We start from the raw sequence: 18698 nt of genomic DNA, 5'->3' as shown, positions 1-18698 counted from the left end.
CACCATGAATCTTCAACAACTCATCAGCATCCTGCGCTTGCGCTGGAAGATGATGCTGGCCCTCGTCCTGTTGATCACCGGCGGCACCCTGGGGGTCAACTTGCTGTTGCCCAAGGTCTATGTCGCGGAGACCTCGCTGATCATCGAGATGCGGTCCGATCCGCTGATGTCCGCCTTCATGCCGGCCATCGCAGCAACGTCTTACCTGGGCACGCAGTCGGACATCATCCGAAGCGAACGGGTGGCGGCCAAGGCCGTTCAGTTGCTGGGCATGGACCGTCATGCCGAATCCCTGGAGAACTGGCGGGCAGAGACCGAGGGCAAGGTGCCGATGGACCGCTACTTCGGCGAACTCCTTCTGAACAATCTGTCCGTTCAAGGCGGTCGCTACAGCAATGTGGTGACTGTGGCCTACGGATCGCAGGATCCCAAGTTCGCTGCGGCAGCAGCCAATGCCTTCGCGCAGGCCTACATCGCCACCAGTTCCTCGCTGCGCACCGAGCCGGCCAAGGACTTCGCTGAATACTACGAGTCGCAGTCCGAGTCGCTGCGCAAGCAGCTCGAGGAAGCGCAAGCCAGGCTGACGGCCTACCAGAACAAGCACGGCATCGTCGCCTCGCCGCAGCGCATCGACGCCGAGTCGGCCCGTCTCGAATCGCTCAATGTGCAGCTTGCGCAGGCCATGGCCCAGCGCACCGAGTTCGCGGCGCGCCAGCGGGACTCCGGCATCGAGACGTCGCCGGACATCCAGGACAGCCAAGCCGTTCAGGGCTTGAAGTCGCAGCTTGCCTCGGCCGAATCCAAGTTGACCGAGATCAGCAGCGTGGTGGGCTCGCGCCATCCCCAGCGCGTCCTGCTTGAGGCGCAGATCAGTGGCCTGCGCGACCAACTCAGCGCGGAAATGCGCCGGGTGAGTGGCGCCACCGCCAGTATCAGCCGCCAGTCGGGCCAGAAGGTCGAGGAGCTTCGTTCCCTGGTCGAGCAGCAGAAGCGCACCGTGCTGGCCATGCGCACCCAGCTCGACGAAATCTCCAACCTGCAAAGAGACGTGGAGAGCGCCCAGAAGGCCTTCTTCTCGGTGGCCGACCGGCGCAACCAGCTGAACCTGGAAGGCAAGTCGGAGCAGTCCAATGCCCGGGTGATCAGCCCGGCCATCGAGCCGCTGGTGCCCGCCAAGCCTCGCGTCGCAGTCAATGTGTTGCTGTCCGCTGCACTGGGCGTGGTGCTTGCAGTCGCCTTGGCCCTGGGCCTTGAAATGCTCGACCGCCGGGTCCGCGAAGCCAATGACCTGAACGACATCGAAGGCATTCCGCTGCTGGGCGTGATCTCGCCGACGGCCAAGCGTGGCAGCCGGGCGGCAGTGCCGATCGCGCTGATGCGCCCGCGCGCTCGCCCGGCCCCGCAGCTGACGATGAACGGAGAGTCGTCTTGAACGCAGCCACCATGAACTATTCCAAGGCCAGGACAGCCGATCGCTCGATCGGCGCCATCCTGGTCGACGCGGGCATCCTGAGCCCGCAGGACGCCGAGCGCGTCCTGCAGATGCAAAAGACCGAGGGCCTGCGATTCGGCGAAGCCGGCATCCGGCTGGGGGTGCTGACCGAGGCGGACGTGCTCTACGCCCTGTCGCTTCAGTTCAATTACCCCTTCCTGCCGACGGGCCCGAACAAGCCCGTCAGCGACGAGGTGGTCGCGGCCTACCGGCCCTTCGGCGTCGAGGGCGATCAGATCCGCGCACTGCGCAGCCAGTTGCAGATGCGCTGGTTCAATGCCCCGGGCAAGCGCACCGCGCTGAGCGTGGTGAGCACCTCGCGCGGCGACGGCCGCAGCCATCTCGCGGCCAACCTGGCGGTGTCCTTTGCCCAGGTGGGCGAGCGCACCCTGCTGATCGATGCCGACCTGCGCAACCCGCGCCAGCACGAGCTCTTCCGGCTGGAGGGCGGCTCCGGCCTATCCAGCCTGCTGGCCGGGCGGCTGCATGACCGCGCGGTGAGCTTCATCCCCGGCCTGCCGGGCCTGGCCGTGCTGCCTGCCGGCCCCACGCCGCCCAATCCGTCCGAGCTGCTGGGCACCTCATCGATCGACCGCATCCTCGAACAGAGCATGTCGACCTTCGACGTGGTGATCATCGACACGCCGGCCTTCGAGCTGGGTGACGATGCGCTGCTGATGGCCCGCTTCACCGGCGCCGCGCTGGCCGTGGCGCGCAGCCACCAGACCCGATCCAAGCTGTTCAGCAACATGATCGGCGCGCTGTCGGACGTGGGTGCACCGACGGTCGGCTCGGTGCTGGTCGACGTGCCGGTCAGCAAGAAGAAGCCGCAGAAGGCCCGCGTGGCATGAGCGGTCCGGGCCAGACGATGAAGCTGCTGCCCGGCCTCGGTCCGGCTCAGATGGCGCTCGGGCTGGTGCTGCTTGCCTTCCTGGTGCTCTATGGCCCCGTCTATGCCTGGGCGCTGGAGACGATCTGGCAGAGCGAGGAGCATGGCCACGGCACCATCGTGCTCGCGGTGGTCGCCTGGTTGTTCTACCGCGAGCGCGAACTCATCGTGGGGCGCATCGGGCAAGGCTCGCCCATGGGCTGGCCGCTGCTCGTGCTCGGCCTGCTGATCTACCTCGGCGGTCGCGCGCTCGACCTCTCCATCTTTGTCTTCGCGGCGCAACTGCCCATCCTGTCGGGGCTGCTGCTGCTGCTGGGCGGGCGTGAACTGCTGAAGCGCGTCTGGTTTCCGCTGCTCTACCTGGTCTTCATGATTCCCTTGCCGGGCTTCGTGATCGACGCAGCGACCTCCAGCCTGAAGCAGTACGTCTCGGTGATCGCGGAAGAGCTGCTGTACTTCGCGGGCTACCCGATCGCACGGACCGGCGTCACCCTGACCGTCGGCCAGTACCAGTTGCTGGTGGCCGATGCCTGCTCGGGCCTGAACTCCATGTTCAGCTTGACGGCCCTGGGCGTGCTCTACATGTACATCATGCAGCGCAGGGGCATCGTCCACAACGCGGTGATGATGCTGCTGATCCCGCCGATCGCCTTCGCCGCCAACATCATCCGCGTGATCATCCTGGTCCTGATCACCTACCACCTGGGTGATGAAGCGGGTCAGGGTTTCCTGCACGGTTTGGCCGGCATGGTGCTGATGCTGGTCGCCCTGCTCAGCTTCATCGCGATGGACGCCTTGCTGATGCTGGTCGGACGCCTGTTCAAGCGCCAGGACACGCGCACCCCGACCTCGTCGCCGAGTGCCTGAGCCAGCAGCCGCAGCGACCGCACCCTCACGCCCGACCGATCATGACCCTCGTTCACCTCAAGGCGCTTTTCGTCATCTTCGTGCTGGCGGGGGGCATGTTCCTGTTGTGCAGCAGGTTCTACATCCAGCGCGGCATGTCGCCGCAAACCTACTGGACACGGGCTGCGGGCTGGCTGGGCATCACCTTCGCGGCCTTTATCTCGAGCAGTTTCTGGATCTTCGCCTTCCTGCTCTTCCTGATCCTGTTTCTTCTGAAACTGCGCGACAAGCAGACCATCGCGCTGTATGCCTTCCTTGCTTTCTGCATCCCACCCTACTCGGCCCCGTTGCCCGGTCTGGGGGCCATCAACTACCTGCTGGACCTGAACTACCTGCGGGTGTTGAACCTTGTCCTCCTGCTGCCGCTTTGCGTGAGCGTGCTGATCAACAACCGCAATCAGCGCTTGACAGGCTGGATCCGTCTCGTCGACCTGTGGGTGCTCGGCTACATCGTGCTGCGCATCACCCTGCTCAGCACCTCCGGCCTTCCGCTGACTGTGACGGTGCGCGAGGGCATCGGCATGTTCCTCGACGTGATCATTCCCTACTACGCCGTCACCCGCGGCCTGACCAGCCGCAATGACGTCCGGGAGGTGATGGGTGCCCTGGTGCTGGGTTGGATGGTGGTTGCGCCGATCGTCGTGTTCGAAAACCTCAAGGGCTGGCTGCTTTACCCGGACCTGATCCTCACCCTGGACTTGAAGACTTTCCGCCACGTCCACCTGACCCGCGGAGATAGTCTGCGTGCCGCAGGCCCCGGGGGCCATCCATTGGTCATGGGCCTGTTCATGATGGTGGCGCTGTGCTTCATCGTGTCGATGGGCTTGCGGGCGTCCAAGGCCCTCCATGCTTTCCTGATCATGGTGGTCTGCGCGGGCCTTTGGGCACCGCTTTCCCGAGGCCCCTGGCTGGGCGCAGCGGTTGGGCTGTTCGCCTACTTGCTCATCAGCCGCGACGGTGTGGCGCGATTGGCCAAGCTCAGCGGATTGGGGCTGCTCGTGCTGCCACTGGTGCTCATTAGTCCACTGGGCCCCAAGATCGTTGACCATCTACCCTTCATCGGCACCCTTGATGCTGAGACCGTGGTCTTCCGACAGGAACTGCTCAAGGCCTCGATCGAAGTGATTCGCCAGAACCCCTGGTTGGGCACCTTCACTTATGAGACCAACCATGCCTTCACCCATCTGATGCAGGGCGACGGCTTCATCGACTTCGTCAACACCTACGTGATCATTGCCTTGTCGACGGGCCTGTTCGGCCTCGTGCTTTACGTCGGCGTCTTCCTGCTGGTGCTCTTTGCCACCTTCCAGGCCTGGGCGCGCAACCGCAAGCGTGACGTCGAGCTGGATGGCATGGGGCGGAGCATCTTTGCCGCAAGCATCGGCATGATGATCTTCGTTGCGACGTGCAGCCCAATCGTCGGTGTCATCACCCTGAAGATCCTGGTGGCCGGCCTGGCGCTGACCTACAGCCGGCTGAAGCCTGTCACTGCCAAGGTCCCGGCAAGGCCGAGCCCGAGCCCGCGCATGGCCCCACCCCCCCAGTGGCGCCACGCCTGATTCATGACCGTCAAGGATGGACCTGCTGACGGCTCAAGGGCCGCTGTGAAGCAGCATGAGCCGAAGACCTTCGATGCCTATGCCCTGCTCGGCCTGCCCTTTGACGCGGTGAGCCGTCGCGAGGCGGCGGAACTCCTCCGCGCCCGGGCTCGCGCAGGCGAGCGCTGCTTCTTCTCGACGGTCAATGTCAACTTCTTGGTCGCCGCCCAGTCGGCCCCGGCCTTTCGCCGATCGGTGCTGGAAAGCGATCTCGTGCTGGTCGACGGTCAGCCCCTGGTCTGGCTGGCCCGCCTGCTCGGCCTGCCGCTGCCGGAGCGGGTGGCCGGCTCCGACCTGTTCGAGGACCTTCAGCGCCTGCCCGGCCCGCCGCTGAAGGTGGCCTTCTTCGGCGGCCCGCCCGGGGCGGCGGAAGAGGCCTCAGCCCAGCTCGCCCGGCGGCATGCCGAAGGCCTGTCCCCCGGCCTGACCGGCGTGGGCGGCTTCGCGGCCGGCTTCGGCGATGTCGAAAGTCTCAGCGACGAAGCCACCCTGGCCGCGCTGAATGCCAGCGGCGCCGACTTCCTCGTCGTCGCACTCGGCGCGGTCAAGGGTCAGGCCTGGGCGCTGCGCAACCGCGACCGGGTGCAGGCCCCGCTGATCAGCCACCTCGGCGCGGTCGTGAACTTCACCGCCGGCCGGCTGGACCGGGCGCCCGTCTGGGCCCGCAGCCTGGGGCTGGAGTGGCTGTGGCGGATTGCCACCGAGCGCGGCATCTGGCGGCGCTACCTGTACGACGGCGGCGGGCTGCTGCGGCTGCTGCTGGGGCGGGTGCTGCCGCAGTGGCTGTTCGGCGCCCGACCGGCGGCGGGGCGCGAGCAGGCCCCCGCCCAGCTTCGCGTCAACGGCCGCAGCTACCAGCTCAGCGGCGAGGGCGGCCCGGCGCTGCGCCAGGCCCTGGCGGCCCAGCCGGCCGGCGACAAACCAGCGTCCTGGGACCTTCGCGAGCTGCGCAGCCTGGACGCCGCCACCGCGGCGATGTTGCTGCGCCGGTCCGACCGGCCGCATGTGGCCGCCGATATCCAGGCCCCGCGCGCCTGGCGGGCACGACTTCAGCTCAAGCTCAGCGGTCTGCTGGACTGAGCCGCCCGGCCTGCCCGGGCGGGGCCAAGCAGAGCATCGCGGCGCCCGAGCCGCTTCAGTGCTGCAGGATCTTCGAAAGGAAGTCCTTGGCCCGCGCCGAGCGCGCCTCGGGCTCGCCGAAGAAGCTTTCCTTCTTGCAGTCCTCGATGATCTTGCCGGCGTCCATGAAGATGACGCGGTGGCTGACCTTGCGCGCGAAGCCCATCTCGTGGGTCACGCACATCATGGTCATGCCCTCGTTGGCGAGCTGGACCATGACGTCGAGCACCTCGCCGACCATCTCCGGGTCCAGGGCCGAGGTCGGCTCGTCGAAGAGCATGACCATCGGATCCATCGACAGCGCGCGGGCAATGGCCACCCGCTGCTGCTGACCGCCGGAGAGCTGGCCGGGGAACTTGTCCTTGTGCTTGATCAGGCCGACCCGGTCGAGCATCTTCAGGCCCCGGGCCAGGGCATCGTCCTTGCCGCGGCCCAGCACCTTGATCTGTGCCAGGGTCAGGTTCTCCGTCACGCTCAGGTGCGGGAACAGCTCGAAGTGCTGGAAGACCATGCCGACACGGCTGCGCAGCTTGGGCAGGTCGGTCTTGGGGTCGGCGATGCTGATGCCGTTGACGACGATGTCGCCCTTCTGGAAGGGCTCCAGCGCATTCACCGTCTTGATCAGCGTGCTCTTGCCCGAGCCCGAGGGGCCGCAGACGACGACGACCTCGCCCTTCTGGATGGTGGTCGTGCAGTCGGTCAGCACCTGGAAGCTGCCGTACCACTTGGAGACGTTCTGGATCTCGATCATGGCGGGGTCCGTGGTTCAGCGGATGATCTGGATCTTCTGCTGCAAACGACGCACGAGCATCGACAGGCTGAAGCAGATGATGAAGTAGACGAGCGCGGCGAGCAGGTAGGTCTCGACCGGCCGGTTGAAGTTCTTGCCGGCCACCTCGAAGCCCTTGAGCAGGTCGTAGGCGCCGATGGCGTAGACCAGCGAGGTGTCCTGGAACAAGATGATGGTCTGCGTCAGCAGCACCGGCAGCATGTTGCGGAAGGCCTGCGGCAGCACGATGAGCTGCATCGTCTGCCCGTAGCTCATGCCCACCGCGTAGCCGGCCTGCACTTGGCCGCGGGGCACGCTCTGGATGCCGGCCCGCATGATCTCGGAGTAGTAGGCCGCCTCGAAGATCGTGAAGGTGATGATGGCCGACAACTCCGCGCCCATGGGCTGGCCGATCAGCAGCGGGATGAGCAGGAAGAACCACAGGATCACCATCACCAGCGGGATGGACCGGAGGGTGTTCACATAGATCGAGGCGGGGATCACCAGCCAGGGCTTGCCCGAGAGCCGCATCAGCGCCAGCACCGTGCCCAGGGCGATGCCGCAAACCATGGCGATCAGCGTGAGCTGCACCGAGAAGACCAGGCCCTTCAGGATGAAGCCGCTGACGACACCCCAGTCGAGGAAGCTGTAGTCGAGGTTCAACATCTCACTTGCCTCCGACCATGCCGGGCACGCGGACCCGGTCCTCGACCACCAGCATGATGCGGTTGATCGTGAAGGCCGAGACGAAGTACAGCGCGCTCACCGCCAGGTAGACCTCGATGCCGCGCGAGGTCTCCTCCTGCGCCTGCATCGCGAACATCGTCAGCTCGGCAATGCTGACCGCGAAGGCCACCGAGCTGTTCTTGATGATGTTCATGCTCTCGCTGGTCAGCGGCGGGATGACGATGCGGAAGGCCATGGGCAGCAGCACGTAGCGGTAGGTCTGCGGCAGGGTCAGGCCCACGGCCAGTCCGGCATAGCGCTGGCCCTTGGGCAGGGCCTGGATGCCGGCCTTGACCTGCTCGGCGATGCGCGCCGACGTGAAAAAACCCAGGCCCAGCACCACCAGCGCGAAGCTCGGCACCTGCTTGAGCGGCGGGATCAGGCCCGGGATCACGTGGTACCAGAGGAAGATCTGGACCAGCAGGGGGATGTTGCGGAAGAGCTCGGTCCAGGCATTGCCGAGGAAGGCCAGGCGCTTGTCGGGCACCGTGCGCAGGATGCCCATCAGCGAGCCGACGGCCAGCGCGACGACCAGCGCCAGCAGGGCCACCGACAGCGTCCAGCCCCAGGCCGAAAGCATCCAGTCGAGGTAGGTGATGTCCCCGCCCTCGCCGAAGCAGGACGGCCGCACTTCGCCGTCGATGGTGTCCTTGCAGAACACCTGCCAATCCCAGTTGCCCACCGGCGCCTCCTCGTCCGACCTTCCTCGGGCGGGCTGCGGCTAGCGTGCGCCCGGCGCACCGCGAACCGCCCCGCCCCCTGCACTCACTTGGCCGCGTAGGCTTCCATCGGCTTGTCGTTCGGCGCCGCCCAGGCCGCCTTGGTGTTGTCATTGGCCGGCATGCCGACCTTGGTGTTGGCGGGCGGGATGGGCTGCAGGAACCACTTGTCCCAGATCTTGGCGATCTCGCCGCTCTTCATCATGGCCATCAGGCTGTCGTCGACCGCCTTCTTGAAGGCCGGGTCGTCCTTGCGCATCATGATGGCGATGGGCTCGACGCTGAGCACCTCGCCGACGATCTTGAAGTCGGCCGGGTTCTTGGCCTTGGCGATGTTGCCGGCCAGGATGGCGCCGTCCATCACGAAGGCGTCGGCGCGGCCCGATTCGAGCAGCAGGAAGCTGTCGGCGTGGTCCTTGCCGTAGACCTCTTCGAAGTTCACGCCGGTGGCACGCTCGTTCTTGCGCAGCGTCTGCACGGAGGTGGTACCCGTGGTGGTGGCGACCTTCTTGCCGTTGAGCTGGCCGATGCCGGTGATGCCGCTGTTCGACTTGACGGCGATGCGCACTTCCTCGACGAAGGTGGTGACGGCGAAGCTCACGTCCTTCTGGCGGGTCGCGTTGTTGGTGGTCGAGCCGCACTCGATGTCCACGGTGCCGTTCTGCACCAGCGGGATGCGGTTCTGCGAGGTGACCGGCTGGTACTTGGTGGTCAGGGCGCCGAGGCCGAGCTGCTTCTGCACGTCCTTGAGCACGCGCTCGCAGAGTTCGACGTGGTAGCCAACGAACTTGCCGTCGCCCAGGGTGTAGCTGAGCGCGCCGGAGGACTCGCGCACGCCCATGGTGACGCTGCCGCTGTCCTTGATCTTCTTCAGGGTGTCGGCCTGGGCACCAAAAGCGAGGCCGGCCAGGGCGAGGGTCAGGAGTGTATGTTTCATCGGAAAGCTCCAGAAAAAGGTGCGGACGCCGCAGGATGGGACGGCATGCCTCGGGGCAATCTAACCCAGGCATCCGGCGCCGGACGTGTGGGGACCACGTGCACGACCCCCCGGACATACCCCAGGGGAGCGGCGGCAGAAACGGCGTCAAAAAGCGCCGAGGCGGCAGCGCACGGGTCGCAAGGCTCGCGCAAGCTCCATGCCATGCCGCATGCCCTGCGGCATGCCGGGCGGCGGGTCGCCGGGCGGCCGGCGGTCGGAGGCATGCGCGGGCGGCGCGGCGCGGCGCCGGCCTCTTCAGGGTGCTGGATGCAGGCGCTGCGGCTGGATCTCGACCGTCTGCTCGCCGTCGCCCAGCCAGATCTGGCCGTCCTGCACCGTGCACTGCAAGCGCATGCTGCGGGCGACCAGCCCGGCCATGGCCGCCACCTGCTCGACGGGCAGTTGCCAGACCTGCAGGCCCGGCAGGCGGCTCAGCGTGCCCTTGTGCTGGGCCCACCAGATCGGCGTCTTGCCGCCCCAGGCATAGACCAGGGTCTCGCGGCTGCGGTGGCTGGCCTTGCGGATCCACTTCTCGTCGGGCAGGCCGACGTCGATCCACAGCTCGATCTCGTCCGCATAGGTCTTGCGCCAGAGGTCGGGCTCGTCCATCTCGGTCATGCCGCGGGCGAAGGCCAGGGGCGGCTGGTCGACCTCGCCGCGGGTGTTGAGCGCATAGGCCAGCAGGCGCACCATCAGCCGCTCCTCGTTCTCGGAGGGGTGCTGGGCCAGGGTGAGCTGCGGGCTGGCGTAGACGCCGCGGTCCATGTCGGCAATCTGCAGCTCGGCCTTGAAGATGGTGGACTTGAGGGCCATAGGAAGACTCGGGCGCGCGCGGGGCGTAACGGGTCAGTCTCGCACAGCGCCCTCGCCGCCCTGGGCCTGCAGGGCCCACATGCGCGCGTAGACGCCGCCGCGGGCGAGCAGCTCGGCATGGCGGCCGCGCTCGACGATGCGGCCGGCCTCCAGCACCAGGATCTGGTCGGCATCGACCACGGTCGACAGGCGGTGGGCGATGACCAGCGCCGTCTTGCCCCGGGCTGCGGCGCGCAGCTCGGCCTGGATCGCGCGCTCGTTGGCGGAATCCAGGGCCGAGGTGGCTTCATCGAAGATCACGATCGGCGGATCCTTGAGCAGCATGCGGGCAATGGCTACGCGCTGCTTCTCGCCGCCGCTGAGCTTGAGGCCGCGCTCGCCGACGCGCGTGGCATAGCCGGCCGGCGCGCCGGCAATGAAGTCGTGGATGTGCGCGGCGCGGGCCGCCGCCTCGATCTCCGCCTGCGCCGCGCCCGGCCGGCCGTAGGCGATGTTGTAGGCCACGCTGTCGTTGAAGAGCACGGTGTCCTGCGGGACGATGCCGATGGCCCGGCGCAGGCTGGCTTGGGTGAGCTGGCGCAGGTCGCGACCGTCCAGGGTGATGCGGCCGCCCTGCACGTCGTAGAAGCGGTAGAGCAGCCGCGCCAGCGTGCTCTTGCCCGCGCCCGAGGGGCCGACCACCGCCACCGTGTGGCCGGCCGGAATCTCGAAGCTCAGGCCCTGAAGCACCGGCCGGCCCGGTGCGCCGGGGCGGCCGGGGTCGTAGGCAAAGTGCACGTCCTCGAAACGCAAGGCCGGCGGCGGGCTGCCGGGCGGGCGCAGCAGTTCGACGGCACCGGGCGCGTCCTGGATCTCGCGCTCGCGCTCGAGCAGCAGGAACATCTTGTCGAGGTCGGTCAGCGCCTGCTTGATCTCGCGGTAGATCACGCCTAGGAAGTTCAGCGGGATGTAGAGCTGGATCATGAAGGCATTGATCATCACCAGATCGCCCAGGCTGAGCCGGCCCGAGACCACGCCTTCGGTCGCGCGCCACAGCATCGCGATCAGCGCCGCGGCAATCAGCAACTGCTGCCCGGTGTTCAGGATCGACAGCGTCGACTGCGAGCGCAGCCTTGCGCGCCGCAGGGCCTCCAGGCTGGCCTCGTAGCGGCGGGCCTCGTGGCCTTCGTTGCTGAAGACCTTGACCGTCTCGTAGTTCAGCAGCGAATCGATGGCCTGGGTGTGCGCGCTCGAATCCAGCTCGTTGAGCTTGCGGCGGTACTTGGTCCGCCACTCGGTCACGAGCACGGTGAAGACGATGTAGGCCACGAGCGCGGCCAAGGTGATCAGCACGAAGCCGGCATCGAACTGCGTGCCCAGGATGGCCAGCACCAGGCCGACCTCGACCAGCGTCGGCACGATGCTGTAGAGCGAGTAGCTGACCAGGGACTGCACGGCGCGGGTGCCGCGCTCGATGTCGCGGGTCATGCCGCCGGTCTGGCGCTCCAGGTGAAAGCGCAGGCTCAGCGCATGCAGGTGCTCGAAGACCTGCAGCGCGATCGAGCGGGCCGCACCCTCGCTGGCCTTGGCGAAGACCAGGTCGCGCAGCTCGGTGAACAGCGAGGTCGACAGGCGCAGCCCGCCATAGGCCAGCAGCAAGCCCACCGGCACCACCAGCACGGCGCGCGGATCGCCGGCCGGCAGGGCCAGGCTGTCGACCAGTTGCTTGAGCAGCAGCGGCACGCTGACATTGGCGGCCTTGGCGCCGATCAGGCAGGCCAGGGCCAGGGCCACCCGGACGCGGTATTGCCAGAAATAGGGCAGCAGCCGGCCGAGGGTGCGCCAGTCGGAGCGCGGGTTCGGCGCAGCCGCAGCCGACCCGGCCAGAGCGGCCGGCGCCGGGGGCGCGACAGGGTCATGGGCACGCATATTCGACAATCCAGGAAAGGGCCAGCCGCGCAGTGTCGCCGTTGAGCCCGCCCCCGCAGCCACGCCACGGAATCCCATGATCGAAGACCCGCGCGACACCCGTTCCCGCCCCCAGCCCGAGCTCAGCGCCCTGCCCGTCGGCGAGTCCCCGGTGCTGCGCGTGCTGCCCATGCCGGCCGATGCCAATGGCAATGGCGACATCTTTGGCGGCTGGATCATGTCGCAGGTGGACCTGGCGGGCGCCGTGCTCTCGGCCCGGCTCGCGCGCGGGCGCATCGCAACCATCGCGGTCAAGGAATTCGTCTTCCGCCAGTCGGTGTCGGTCGGCGATCTGCTTAGCCTCTATGCCCGCGTGGTGGCGGTGGGCAACACCTCGGTCACGGTCGCGGTCGAGGTCTATGCCGAGCGCAACCCGGCAGACCCCATCGTGGTGAAGGTGACCGAGGCCCAGCTCACCTATGTGGCCATCGACCGGCAGGGCCAGCGCCGGCCCATCCCGCGGCCGCTGCCGGCCGACATTCCGCTGCCGCCCGGCAGCGCCTGAGCCAGGCTCAGGCGCTGCGCCTGCGGGCCAGCATGCCGCGCAGGCGCCAGCCCAGCAGCAGCGCGATCACAGCGGCATAGACCGCCACCTCGGCAAAGTCCTGCTTGCCCGCACGCATCCAGAAGAAGTGCAGCAGGGCCAGGCCGGCCACTGCGTACACGGCCCGGTGCAGGCGCTTCCAGCGCACCGCGCCCAGGCGCCGGATCGCGGCATTGAAGGAGGTCGCGGCCAGCGGCGTCAGCAGCAGCAGGGCCAGGAAGCCGACCAGGATGAAGGGGCGCTTGAGGATGTCCGTCACCACGGCGGCCGGGTCCAGGCCCATGTCCAGCCAGGCATAGGCGCTCAGGTGCAGCAGGGCGTAGAAGTAGACGAACAGTCCGAGGGTGCGGCGAAAGCGCGCCAGGGCGGGCAGGCCCAGGGCCTCGCGCAGCGGCGTGACGGCCAGGGTCAGGCAGAGCATGCGCAGCGTCCAGTCGCCGGTCTGGCGGATCAGGGCTTCGGCCGGGTTGGCACCCAAGGCGTCGGCGGCGATCCGCCAGATTAGCTCGGCCAGCGGCAGCAGGCCCAGCAGCACCAGCAGGGGCTGGGCCAGGGGATGCAGCAGCAGCGGCCGGCGGGGCCGGCGCGGCTCAGTAGAACTTGGCGAGGTCCATGCCGGCATAGAGCTGGCCCACCTGGGCCTCGTAACCGTTGAACATCAGGGTCGGGCGGCGGCGCTGCAACAGGCCGTCGTCGCCGATGCGGCGCTCGGTGGCCTGGCTCCAGCGCGGGTGGTCGACCTTGGGGTTGACGTTGGAATAGAAGCCGTACTCGCGCGCGGCCGCCACATTCCAGGAGGTGGCCGGCTGCTTCTCGGTGAAGCGGATGCGGACGATGGACTTGCCGCTCTTGAAGCCGTACTTCCAGGGCACCACCAGGCGCAGCGGCGCACCGTTCTGCTTGGGCAGCACCTCGCCGTAGAGGCCGAAGGCCATCATCGTCAGCGGGTTCATGGCCTCGTCGAGACGCAGGCCTTCCACATAAGGCCAGTCCAGCACGCGCGAGCGCAGGCCGGGCATCTGCGCCGGGTCAGCGAGGGTGGTGAACTCGACGAACTTGGCATTGCCGGTCGGCTCGACCTTGCGGATCAGATCGGCCATCGACCAGCCGATCCAGGGGATCACCATGGACCAGCCCTCGACGCAGCGCATGCGGTAGATGCGCTCTTCCATGGGCGCGAGCTTGAGCAGCGCGTCCAGGTCGAGCTTCATGGGCTTGCGCACCTCGCCCTCGATGGACACCGTCCAGGGCTCGGTCTTCAGGGTGTGGGCGCGGCGGGCCGGATCGGCCTTCTCGGTGCCGAACTCGTAGTAGTTGTTGTAGGTCGTGACCAGCTTGTGGGGCGTGGCCGTGTCGGAGGCCAGGGCCCCGGCCAGACTGCTGCGCACCGACTTGAGCGCCGGCAACTGGCCCGGCGCCACGGTGGCGGCCACCTGGGCGCGGGCGTCGCGGGCGGCCCAGCTCGCCAGCACCGCACCGGCGCCGCCCGCGGCCATGCGCTGCATCAGGGCCCGCCGCTGCTCGAACACGGCCCGCGGGGTGATGTCGGACGCTTGGGGGTGGACGAGGCCGAGTCGGCGTTCGCGGGACGAGATCATGGGGGCTCCTGGCAGGCTTCGGCGATGGGGAGTGGTCGGCTCTGCATCACTCACCTTACAGCCTGCCGCCCGCGGCCGCCGGCCTGCGGGCATGGGGCCCGTCCGCCTCCCGGCGCGGCGAGCCCGGCCCTGACGATCAGAGCTCGCCGTAGCTGTGCAGGCCGCTGAGGAACATGTTCACACCGAGGAAGGCGAAGGTCGTGATGACCAGGCCGACCAGGGCCCACCAGGCCGCCACGGTGCCGCGCAGGCCCTTCATCAGGCGCATGTGCAGCCAAGCCGCGTAGTTGAGCCAGACGATCAGCGCCCAGGTCTCCTTCGGGTCCCAGGACCAGTAGCCGCCCCAGGCCTCGGCGGCCCACAGCGCGCCCAGCACGGTCGCGATGGTGAAGAAGGCAAAGCCGACGGCAATCGCCTTGTACATCACGTCGTCGAGCAGTTCCAGGCTCGGCAGCTTGGCGACGATGGGCCGGCGCAGCGCCAGCGTCAGCGCGCAGAACAGGCCGACGCCCACCACCATGCGCAGGCTCTTGCCCAGCGCCGTCTCGACCTGGGGCGTCACGCCGCCGAAGTTCTGGAAGCCCAGCAGCACCAGGCTCAGGCCGATGGGCACATAGACGAAGGCGGTGCGCAGCGAGGACGGCGAGCCGCTCTTGAGCAGATAGGCCCAGGCCACCATGGCCGACAGCGCGAAGGTGCCGTAGCCCACGAAATTGGCCGGCACATGCACCTTCATCCACCAGCTCTGCAGGGCCGGCACCAGGGGCTGGATCTGCTGCGCCTCGCGCGTGACCGTGTACCAGAGCAGGAAGCCGACCGCCGCGCTGACGATCAGCATGACGAAGGCGCCCAGCGAACGCACCGAGGATTCGCCGTGCACGGTGCCGCCCTCGCGGGCGCGGCCGAGGTAGAGCGACTCGAAGTAGAGATGGAAGGCCGCCGTCATCCAGGCGAACATCACGAAGACTTCGTAGAGGTTGCTGACCGGGATGTGGCCGACATCGGGCGCGATCTGGTGGCTTTCGTACCAGCGCACCATGGTGCCGACCAGGGCCATGGCCACGCCGCCCCAGGCGAAGACGCTGCCCAGGCGCTCGGCGGTTTCCGCGCGGCCGCGGCCCAGCAGGCCGATCCAGTAGAACAAGGTGCTGAGCCAGAAGAGCACGCCCATCCACAGGATGGCGCTCTGGCTGGCCAGGAAATACTTGAGCAGCAGCTTGTTCTGGCCGGCGTCCAGGTCGGCACCGAAACCGTCGCTGACCTGGGCATAGAGGCCGATGGCCAGCAGGCTGGCCGCGCCCACGCCCAGCATCAGCGTGCGCAGCGGCCCCCAGAACCAGCCGAGGGCGATGGCCGAAGGCACGGCACCCAGCAGGATGGCGCGCTCGTAGAAGTCCATGCTGTCGCCGTAGCGTTGCCAGGCATAGCCTGCCCCGACGACGATCAACAGAGCAAAGACCCAGTCGTAAACCGAACGCCGGGCTAGCAGGCCGGGCGATTCAAGACGCAAGGTGGTGGTGTTCATGCAGGACGCTCCTCCGTGCGCGGTCCCGCCAGCAGGGCGGTGCGCAACTGATCGAATTCTCGGTCGGTATCCAGGGTCTGGCGGGTCGAGGACAAGGCGGCCGTCAGGCGGGTGCGGCCTTCGCCGAGGTCCTCCAGCCAGACCCACAGCCGGCGCTCGCGGATGTAGAGCATCGCGAACACGCCCACGATCAGGAAGGCACAGCCCAGGTAGACCAGGGTCTTGCCCGGCGCCCGGGTGACCTGGAAGACGCTGGCCTGGACCTGCTCGAAGTTCTCCAGCGTCAGCAGCAGCGGCGCCGGGAAGAAGGCGACATCCGACAGCGCGATCAGCGACTGGCTCATGAAGGCCTGCAGCGACTCATCCAGCGCCAGGGGCTTGAGGCCTTCGGCCGCACGCGCCTGCTGCAGCAACTCCAGCAGGCTGCCGTTGAGGATGCGCAGCAGCACTTCCGAGGTGCGCTCGCGGTCGGACTCGGGCACGTTCTGCTCGAGGAAGGCGGAGAGCGCCATCAGGCCGGCCGGCGGCGGGCCTTCGGGCGCAGCCGCGCCGGGCGGGTCGATGCGCTCGGCGCCCGCGAACATGCCCAGGGTGCGCTGGGCCGAGGCGCGCAGGGCGTCGCGCATCTCCGGTCGCTCGTCGGGCGTGGCGCGTTCGACGTAGCTGCGGGCTGCGGCCTCGCGGCGCACCGGGTCGCGCAGGGCCGCTTGCAGGCGCATCCAGTCGCCGATGCCACCCTCGGCGTCCACGGGGATGCGCAGGTAGCGGAAGCTTTCGTTGGGGTTGTCGCGCACACCGGCCAGGTAGACGCGCTGGCCTTCGAGCTCCACCGGCAGCATGTAGTTGTTGAATTCGCGCGCCTGGCCTGCGGCATCGCGCAGCTTGTAGCTGAAGGACGGGCCGATGTTGCGCAGGGTGCGCTCGGTCGGCGCCTTGGCGCCCGAGCCCAGGTGGCGCTGCACGCTGTCGACCAGGTCGACCTTGCGGACGTCGACCGCGCCCGCCGTGGCCGCGCCGGGCTCGGTCACGTTCTCGACATTGATGGTGCGCAGGCCGGTGAACTCCAGGCCGAGCTGCTCGCCCGAACCCGCCTCATTGAGCTGGGTGCGGCCACCGACGGCGCCGTCGACGGCAAAGGCCGGACCGCCCTTGAGCGGCCAGGCCTTGAACTTCAGGCGCGAGCCGCCGTCCTCGAAGCTGGACTGGTAGATGGCCACGCCGTGGCTCTCGGCCGGATGGTTGACGCGGATGGTCTCGGCGCGCACGGCCCCGGTCTCGCGGTCGCGGATCAGCACCTCGCTCGAAAAGAGCTTGGGCATGCCGGTCTCGTAGTAGTCGACGACGAACTTCTTCAGCTCGATCTCGAAGGGCAGCGGCTGCAGCACGATGCCATCGGCCAGGTTGAGCACGGCCACGCCCGAGCGCTGGCCCTCGCCGACGAAGAGCGAACCCCGGTAGGTCGGGTTGTCGGGGCTCAGCACATGCTCGGGCGGCACGGTGCTCAGGGCGCCGTCGCCGCTGTAGGCCTGCTTGCCGCCCAGGGCCATCTGGGCCTGCACGACCAGATCGCCATCGAACAGGCCGCCGATGCAGATCAGCACGATGGCGCCATGCGCGGCCAGGTAGCCCAGCTTGTTGGTCGCCCCCTGCCGGGCCGCGACCATCACCCCGCCGGCCTGGCCGGCACGGGCCTCGCGCACGTCGAGCTTGTAGCGCCAGCCGCGGCGGCCGAGCAGGCCGGTCACGCGTTGCAGGGCGGCCTCGGGCGCCTCGCCCAGCTCACCCTCGCCGCGGTGCGGGAAGGCCTTGAGCGCGTTGGATCGCACCTGCTCCTTGTAGCTGCGCAGATCGACCAAGATCTTGGGGGCATTGCGCGCGATGCACAGGCTGGTCGAGACCACCAGGAAGGCCAGGATCAGCAGGAACCACCAGGCGCTGTAGACGTTGTAGAGGCCGACCCGGTCGAACATCTCGGCCCAGAAGGGGCCGAACTGGTTGACATAGTTGACGCCCGGCTCGCGCTGCGTGACGACCGTGCCGATGACCGAGGCGATGCAGATCACCGTCAGCAGCGCGATGGCAAAGCGCATCGAGGACAGCACCTCGACCGCCTCGCGCAGCGGGCGCGAGCGGGTGTTCAGGGTCAGGCCGGTGGTGCTGGCGGACATGGTTCGGGGGACGGGGACAACAGGCGGGCCGGGGAGGCCGAGGGCACTTGCGCACACCGCAAGGCGGGTGGCAGAGCGCGAAGCGCGGAGAAAGTTCAGCGCCGACTGAAGGAGCGTATCAGCGGCGGCTTAAGTTCGTCTGAGCTGGCCACAAGGGCCTGATGCCCGCAGGCCCCCCAGCGGCCGGACAAAACTCGACCCGGTGACGCACGCAGGCGACACCGGGTCGGGGGGAGCGATCACGCGGCGCCCGGACGGGCCCGAGGCCGTCGGCTCAATACAGGCCGGCGATGTAATCGGACACGGCCTGGATCTCGCGATCGCTCATGCGCTGGGCGATGGTGCTCATCTGCGCATTGTTCTTGCGAATGCCATCGCGGAAGCCGGTGAGCTGCGCCGCGGTGTAGTCGGCATGCTGGCCGCCAAGGCGGGGGTAGACCGAGGGGATGCCGGCACCGCTGGGGCTGTGGCAGCCCGCGCAGGCCGGAACGGCCTTGGACGGGATGCCGCCGCGGTAGATCGACTCACCCAGGGCGACGGTGTCCTTGTTCTTGGCCGCGCCGGGCTTGGCCGTCTTGCTGGCGTAGAAGGCGGCGACATTGCGCATGTCTTCTTCGCTCAGGGCCGAGGCAAAGCCCTGCATGATCGCGTTGGCGCGCTGGCCCGACTTGAAGCCCTGGAGCTGGCGGACGAGGTATTCCGGGTGCTGGCCTTGCAGGATGGGATTGGCCGGCGAACCGCGGCTGCCATCGGCGCTGTGGCAGGCGATGCAGGTCTGGGCGATGGCCTCGCCCTTCTTCAGGTCGGCCTTGACCGGCGCCTGGGGGGTCTCGGCAAGGGCGGGCGCAGCCAGCGCGGCCGCCAGCAGCAGGGTCAGGACGGACTTCATGGTGGAGGCTGTGTGGA

At 68.0% G+C, this 18698-nt stretch carries 17 protein-coding genes; 6 read left to right on the top strand and 11 right to left on the bottom strand.

Annotated elements, in window-relative coordinates:
• The first annotated feature begins 4 nt into the window (after positions 1 to 4).
• Genes JI742_RS03870 through JI742_RS03850 form a run of 5 tightly spaced genes read left to right on the top strand, consistent with a single transcriptional unit; the run spans position 5 to position 5965 of the window.
• Complete coding sequence (locus tag JI742_RS03870; RefSeq protein WP_286184037.1) at positions 5 to 1432, top strand: GNVR domain-containing protein; 1428 nt, start codon at positions 5 to 7, stop codon at positions 1430 to 1432.
• Positions 1429 to 2343 (top strand): polysaccharide biosynthesis tyrosine autokinase, encoded by a 915-nt coding sequence (locus tag JI742_RS03865; RefSeq protein WP_201824135.1) that lies wholly within the window; start codon positions 1429 to 1431, stop codon positions 2341 to 2343. The genes JI742_RS03870 and JI742_RS03865 overlap by 4 nt, the downstream gene beginning before the upstream one ends.
• A complete protein-coding gene (gene xrtB / locus JI742_RS03860) occupies positions 2340 to 3248 on the top strand; it encodes an exosortase B (protein ID WP_201824134.1) in 909 nt (302 codons plus the stop codon). The genes JI742_RS03865 and xrtB overlap by 4 nt, the downstream gene beginning before the upstream one ends.
• Positions 3249 to 3289: 41 nt before the next feature.
• On the top strand, positions 3290 to 4846 hold the full coding sequence (locus JI742_RS03855; RefSeq protein ID WP_201824133.1) for an O-antigen ligase family protein: 1557 nt from the start codon (positions 3290 to 3292) through the stop codon (positions 4844 to 4846).
• Between the two features lie 3 nt (positions 4847 to 4849).
• On the top strand, positions 4850 to 5965 hold the full coding sequence (locus JI742_RS03850) for a WecB/TagA/CpsF family glycosyltransferase (protein ID WP_236676766.1): 1116 nt from the start codon (positions 4850 to 4852) through the stop codon (positions 5963 to 5965).
• 55 nt (positions 5966 to 6020) lie between these two features.
• On the opposite strand, the gene JI742_RS03845 is transcribed toward JI742_RS03850, so the two are convergent.
• The 6 genes from JI742_RS03845 to JI742_RS03820 all read right to left on the bottom strand — a co-directional run bounded on the left by JI742_RS03845 (position 6021) and on the right by JI742_RS03820 (position 11918).
• The gene (locus JI742_RS03845; protein ID WP_201824131.1) at positions 6021 to 6755 is read right to left on the bottom strand and encodes an amino acid ABC transporter ATP-binding protein; all 735 of its coding nucleotides are present in this window, start codon (positions 6753 to 6755) and stop codon (positions 6021 to 6023) included.
• Positions 6756 to 6770: 15 nt separating this feature from the next.
• Positions 6771 to 7439, bottom strand: a complete 669-nt coding sequence (locus JI742_RS03840) for an amino acid ABC transporter permease (protein ID WP_201824126.1) — start codon at positions 7437 to 7439, stop codon at positions 6771 to 6773.
• A gap of 1 nt (position 7440) precedes the next feature.
• Entirely contained in the window at positions 7441 to 8181 is a 741-nt protein-coding gene (locus JI742_RS03835; RefSeq protein WP_201824124.1) for an amino acid ABC transporter permease, read from the bottom strand.
• Positions 8182 to 8264: 83 nt separating this feature from the next.
• Positions 8265 to 9155 carry an amino acid ABC transporter substrate-binding protein gene (locus tag JI742_RS03830; RefSeq protein ID WP_201824122.1) on the bottom strand — a complete coding sequence of 297 codons (891 nt, stop codon included), beginning with the start codon at positions 9153 to 9155 and terminating at the stop codon, positions 8265 to 8267.
• 297 nt (positions 9156 to 9452) lie between these two features.
• Positions 9453 to 10010 (bottom strand): YaeQ family protein, encoded by a 558-nt coding sequence (locus JI742_RS03825; RefSeq protein ID WP_201824120.1) that lies wholly within the window; start codon positions 10008 to 10010, stop codon positions 9453 to 9455.
• A gap of 33 nt (positions 10011 to 10043) precedes the next feature.
• Positions 10044 to 11918, bottom strand: a complete 1875-nt coding sequence (locus tag JI742_RS03820) for an ABCB family ABC transporter ATP-binding protein/permease (protein ID WP_201824119.1) — start codon at positions 11916 to 11918, stop codon at positions 10044 to 10046.
• Between the two features lie 76 nt (positions 11919 to 11994).
• Here JI742_RS03820 and JI742_RS03815 point away from each other — a divergent pair, with 76 nt between their 5' ends.
• Positions 11995 to 12462 carry an acyl-CoA thioesterase gene (locus tag JI742_RS03815; protein WP_201824118.1) on the top strand — a complete coding sequence of 156 codons (468 nt, stop codon included), beginning with the start codon at positions 11995 to 11997 and terminating at the stop codon, positions 12460 to 12462.
• A 7-nt stretch (positions 12463 to 12469) separates the two neighbouring features.
• Here the strand turns inward: JI742_RS03815 and msrQ are convergent, their stop codons facing one another.
• The 5 genes from msrQ to JI742_RS03790 form a co-directional block, all read right to left on the bottom strand.
• Positions 12470 to 13123 carry a protein-methionine-sulfoxide reductase heme-binding subunit MsrQ gene (gene msrQ, locus JI742_RS03810; RefSeq protein WP_201824117.1) on the bottom strand — a complete coding sequence of 218 codons (654 nt, stop codon included), beginning with the start codon at positions 13121 to 13123 and terminating at the stop codon, positions 12470 to 12472.
• Positions 13092 to 14099 (bottom strand): protein-methionine-sulfoxide reductase catalytic subunit MsrP, encoded by a 1008-nt coding sequence (msrP, locus tag JI742_RS03805; RefSeq protein WP_201824116.1) that lies wholly within the window; start codon positions 14097 to 14099, stop codon positions 13092 to 13094. Before msrP ends, msrQ begins: the two co-directional genes overlap by 32 nt.
• A 136-nt stretch (positions 14100 to 14235) precedes the next feature.
• On the bottom strand, positions 14236 to 15624 hold the full coding sequence (gene ccsB, locus JI742_RS03800) for a c-type cytochrome biogenesis protein CcsB (RefSeq protein WP_201824115.1): 1389 nt from the start codon (positions 15622 to 15624) through the stop codon (positions 14236 to 14238).
• Positions 15621 to 17792 (bottom strand): cytochrome c biogenesis protein ResB, encoded by a 2172-nt coding sequence (locus JI742_RS03795; protein ID WP_201824114.1) that lies wholly within the window; start codon positions 17790 to 17792, stop codon positions 15621 to 15623. Before JI742_RS03795 ends, ccsB begins: the two co-directional genes overlap by 4 nt.
• A 274-nt stretch (positions 17793 to 18066) precedes the next feature.
• Complete coding sequence (locus tag JI742_RS03790) at positions 18067 to 18681, bottom strand: c-type cytochrome (RefSeq protein ID WP_201824112.1); 615 nt, start codon at positions 18679 to 18681, stop codon at positions 18067 to 18069.
• Positions 18682 to 18698: the final 17 nt, after the last annotated feature.

The organism is Piscinibacter lacus, assembly GCF_016735685.1.
Lineage (GTDB): Bacteria > Pseudomonadota > Gammaproteobacteria > Burkholderiales > Burkholderiaceae_C > Aquariibacter > Aquariibacter lacus.
The sequence above is the reverse complement of the archived record's forward strand: the minus strand, read 5'-3'. Positions and strand labels throughout refer to the sequence as shown.

Excerpts from the sequence above, each read along its gene's own strand:
- JI742_RS03790 (WP_201824112.1), bottom strand. The coding sequence starts at position 18,681 with ATGAAGTCCGTCCTGACCCTGCTGCTGGCGGCCGCGCTGGCTGCGCCC.
- JI742_RS03820 (WP_201824119.1), bottom strand. The coding sequence starts at position 11,918 with ATGCGTGCCCATGACCCTGTCGCGCCCCCGGCGCCGGCCGCTCTGGCC.
- JI742_RS03795 (WP_201824114.1), bottom strand. The coding sequence starts at position 17,792 with ATGTCCGCCAGCACCACCGGCCTGACCCTGAACACCCGCTCGCGCCCG.
- JI742_RS03855 (WP_201824133.1), top strand. The coding sequence starts at position 3,290 with ATGACCCTCGTTCACCTCAAGGCGCTTTTCGTCATCTTCGTGCTGGCG.
- JI742_RS03815 (WP_201824118.1), top strand. The coding sequence starts at position 11,995 with ATGATCGAAGACCCGCGCGACACCCGTTCCCGCCCCCAGCCCGAGCTC.
- JI742_RS03830 (WP_201824122.1), bottom strand. The coding sequence starts at position 9,155 with ATGAAACATACACTCCTGACCCTCGCCCTGGCCGGCCTCGCTTTTGGT.
- JI742_RS03850 (WP_236676766.1), top strand. The coding sequence starts at position 4,850 with ATGACCGTCAAGGATGGACCTGCTGACGGCTCAAGGGCCGCTGTGAAG.
- JI742_RS03825 (WP_201824120.1), bottom strand. The coding sequence starts at position 10,010 with ATGGCCCTCAAGTCCACCATCTTCAAGGCCGAGCTGCAGATTGCCGAC.
- JI742_RS03870 (WP_286184037.1), top strand. The coding sequence starts at position 5 with ATGAATCTTCAACAACTCATCAGCATCCTGCGCTTGCGCTGGAAGATG.
- ccsB (WP_201824115.1), bottom strand. The coding sequence starts at position 15,624 with ATGAACACCACCACCTTGCGTCTTGAATCGCCCGGCCTGCTAGCCCGG.
- msrQ (WP_201824117.1), bottom strand. The coding sequence starts at position 13,123 with ATGCCGGCATGGACCTCGCCAAGTTCTACTGAGCCGCGCCGGCCCCGC.
- xrtB (WP_201824134.1), top strand. The coding sequence starts at position 2,340 with ATGAGCGGTCCGGGCCAGACGATGAAGCTGCTGCCCGGCCTCGGTCCG.
- JI742_RS03840 (WP_201824126.1), bottom strand. The coding sequence starts at position 7,439 with ATGTTGAACCTCGACTACAGCTTCCTCGACTGGGGTGTCGTCAGCGGC.
- msrP (WP_201824116.1), bottom strand. The coding sequence starts at position 14,099 with ATGATCTCGTCCCGCGAACGCCGACTCGGCCTCGTCCACCCCCAAGCG.
- JI742_RS03845 (WP_201824131.1), bottom strand. The coding sequence starts at position 6,755 with ATGATCGAGATCCAGAACGTCTCCAAGTGGTACGGCAGCTTCCAGGTG.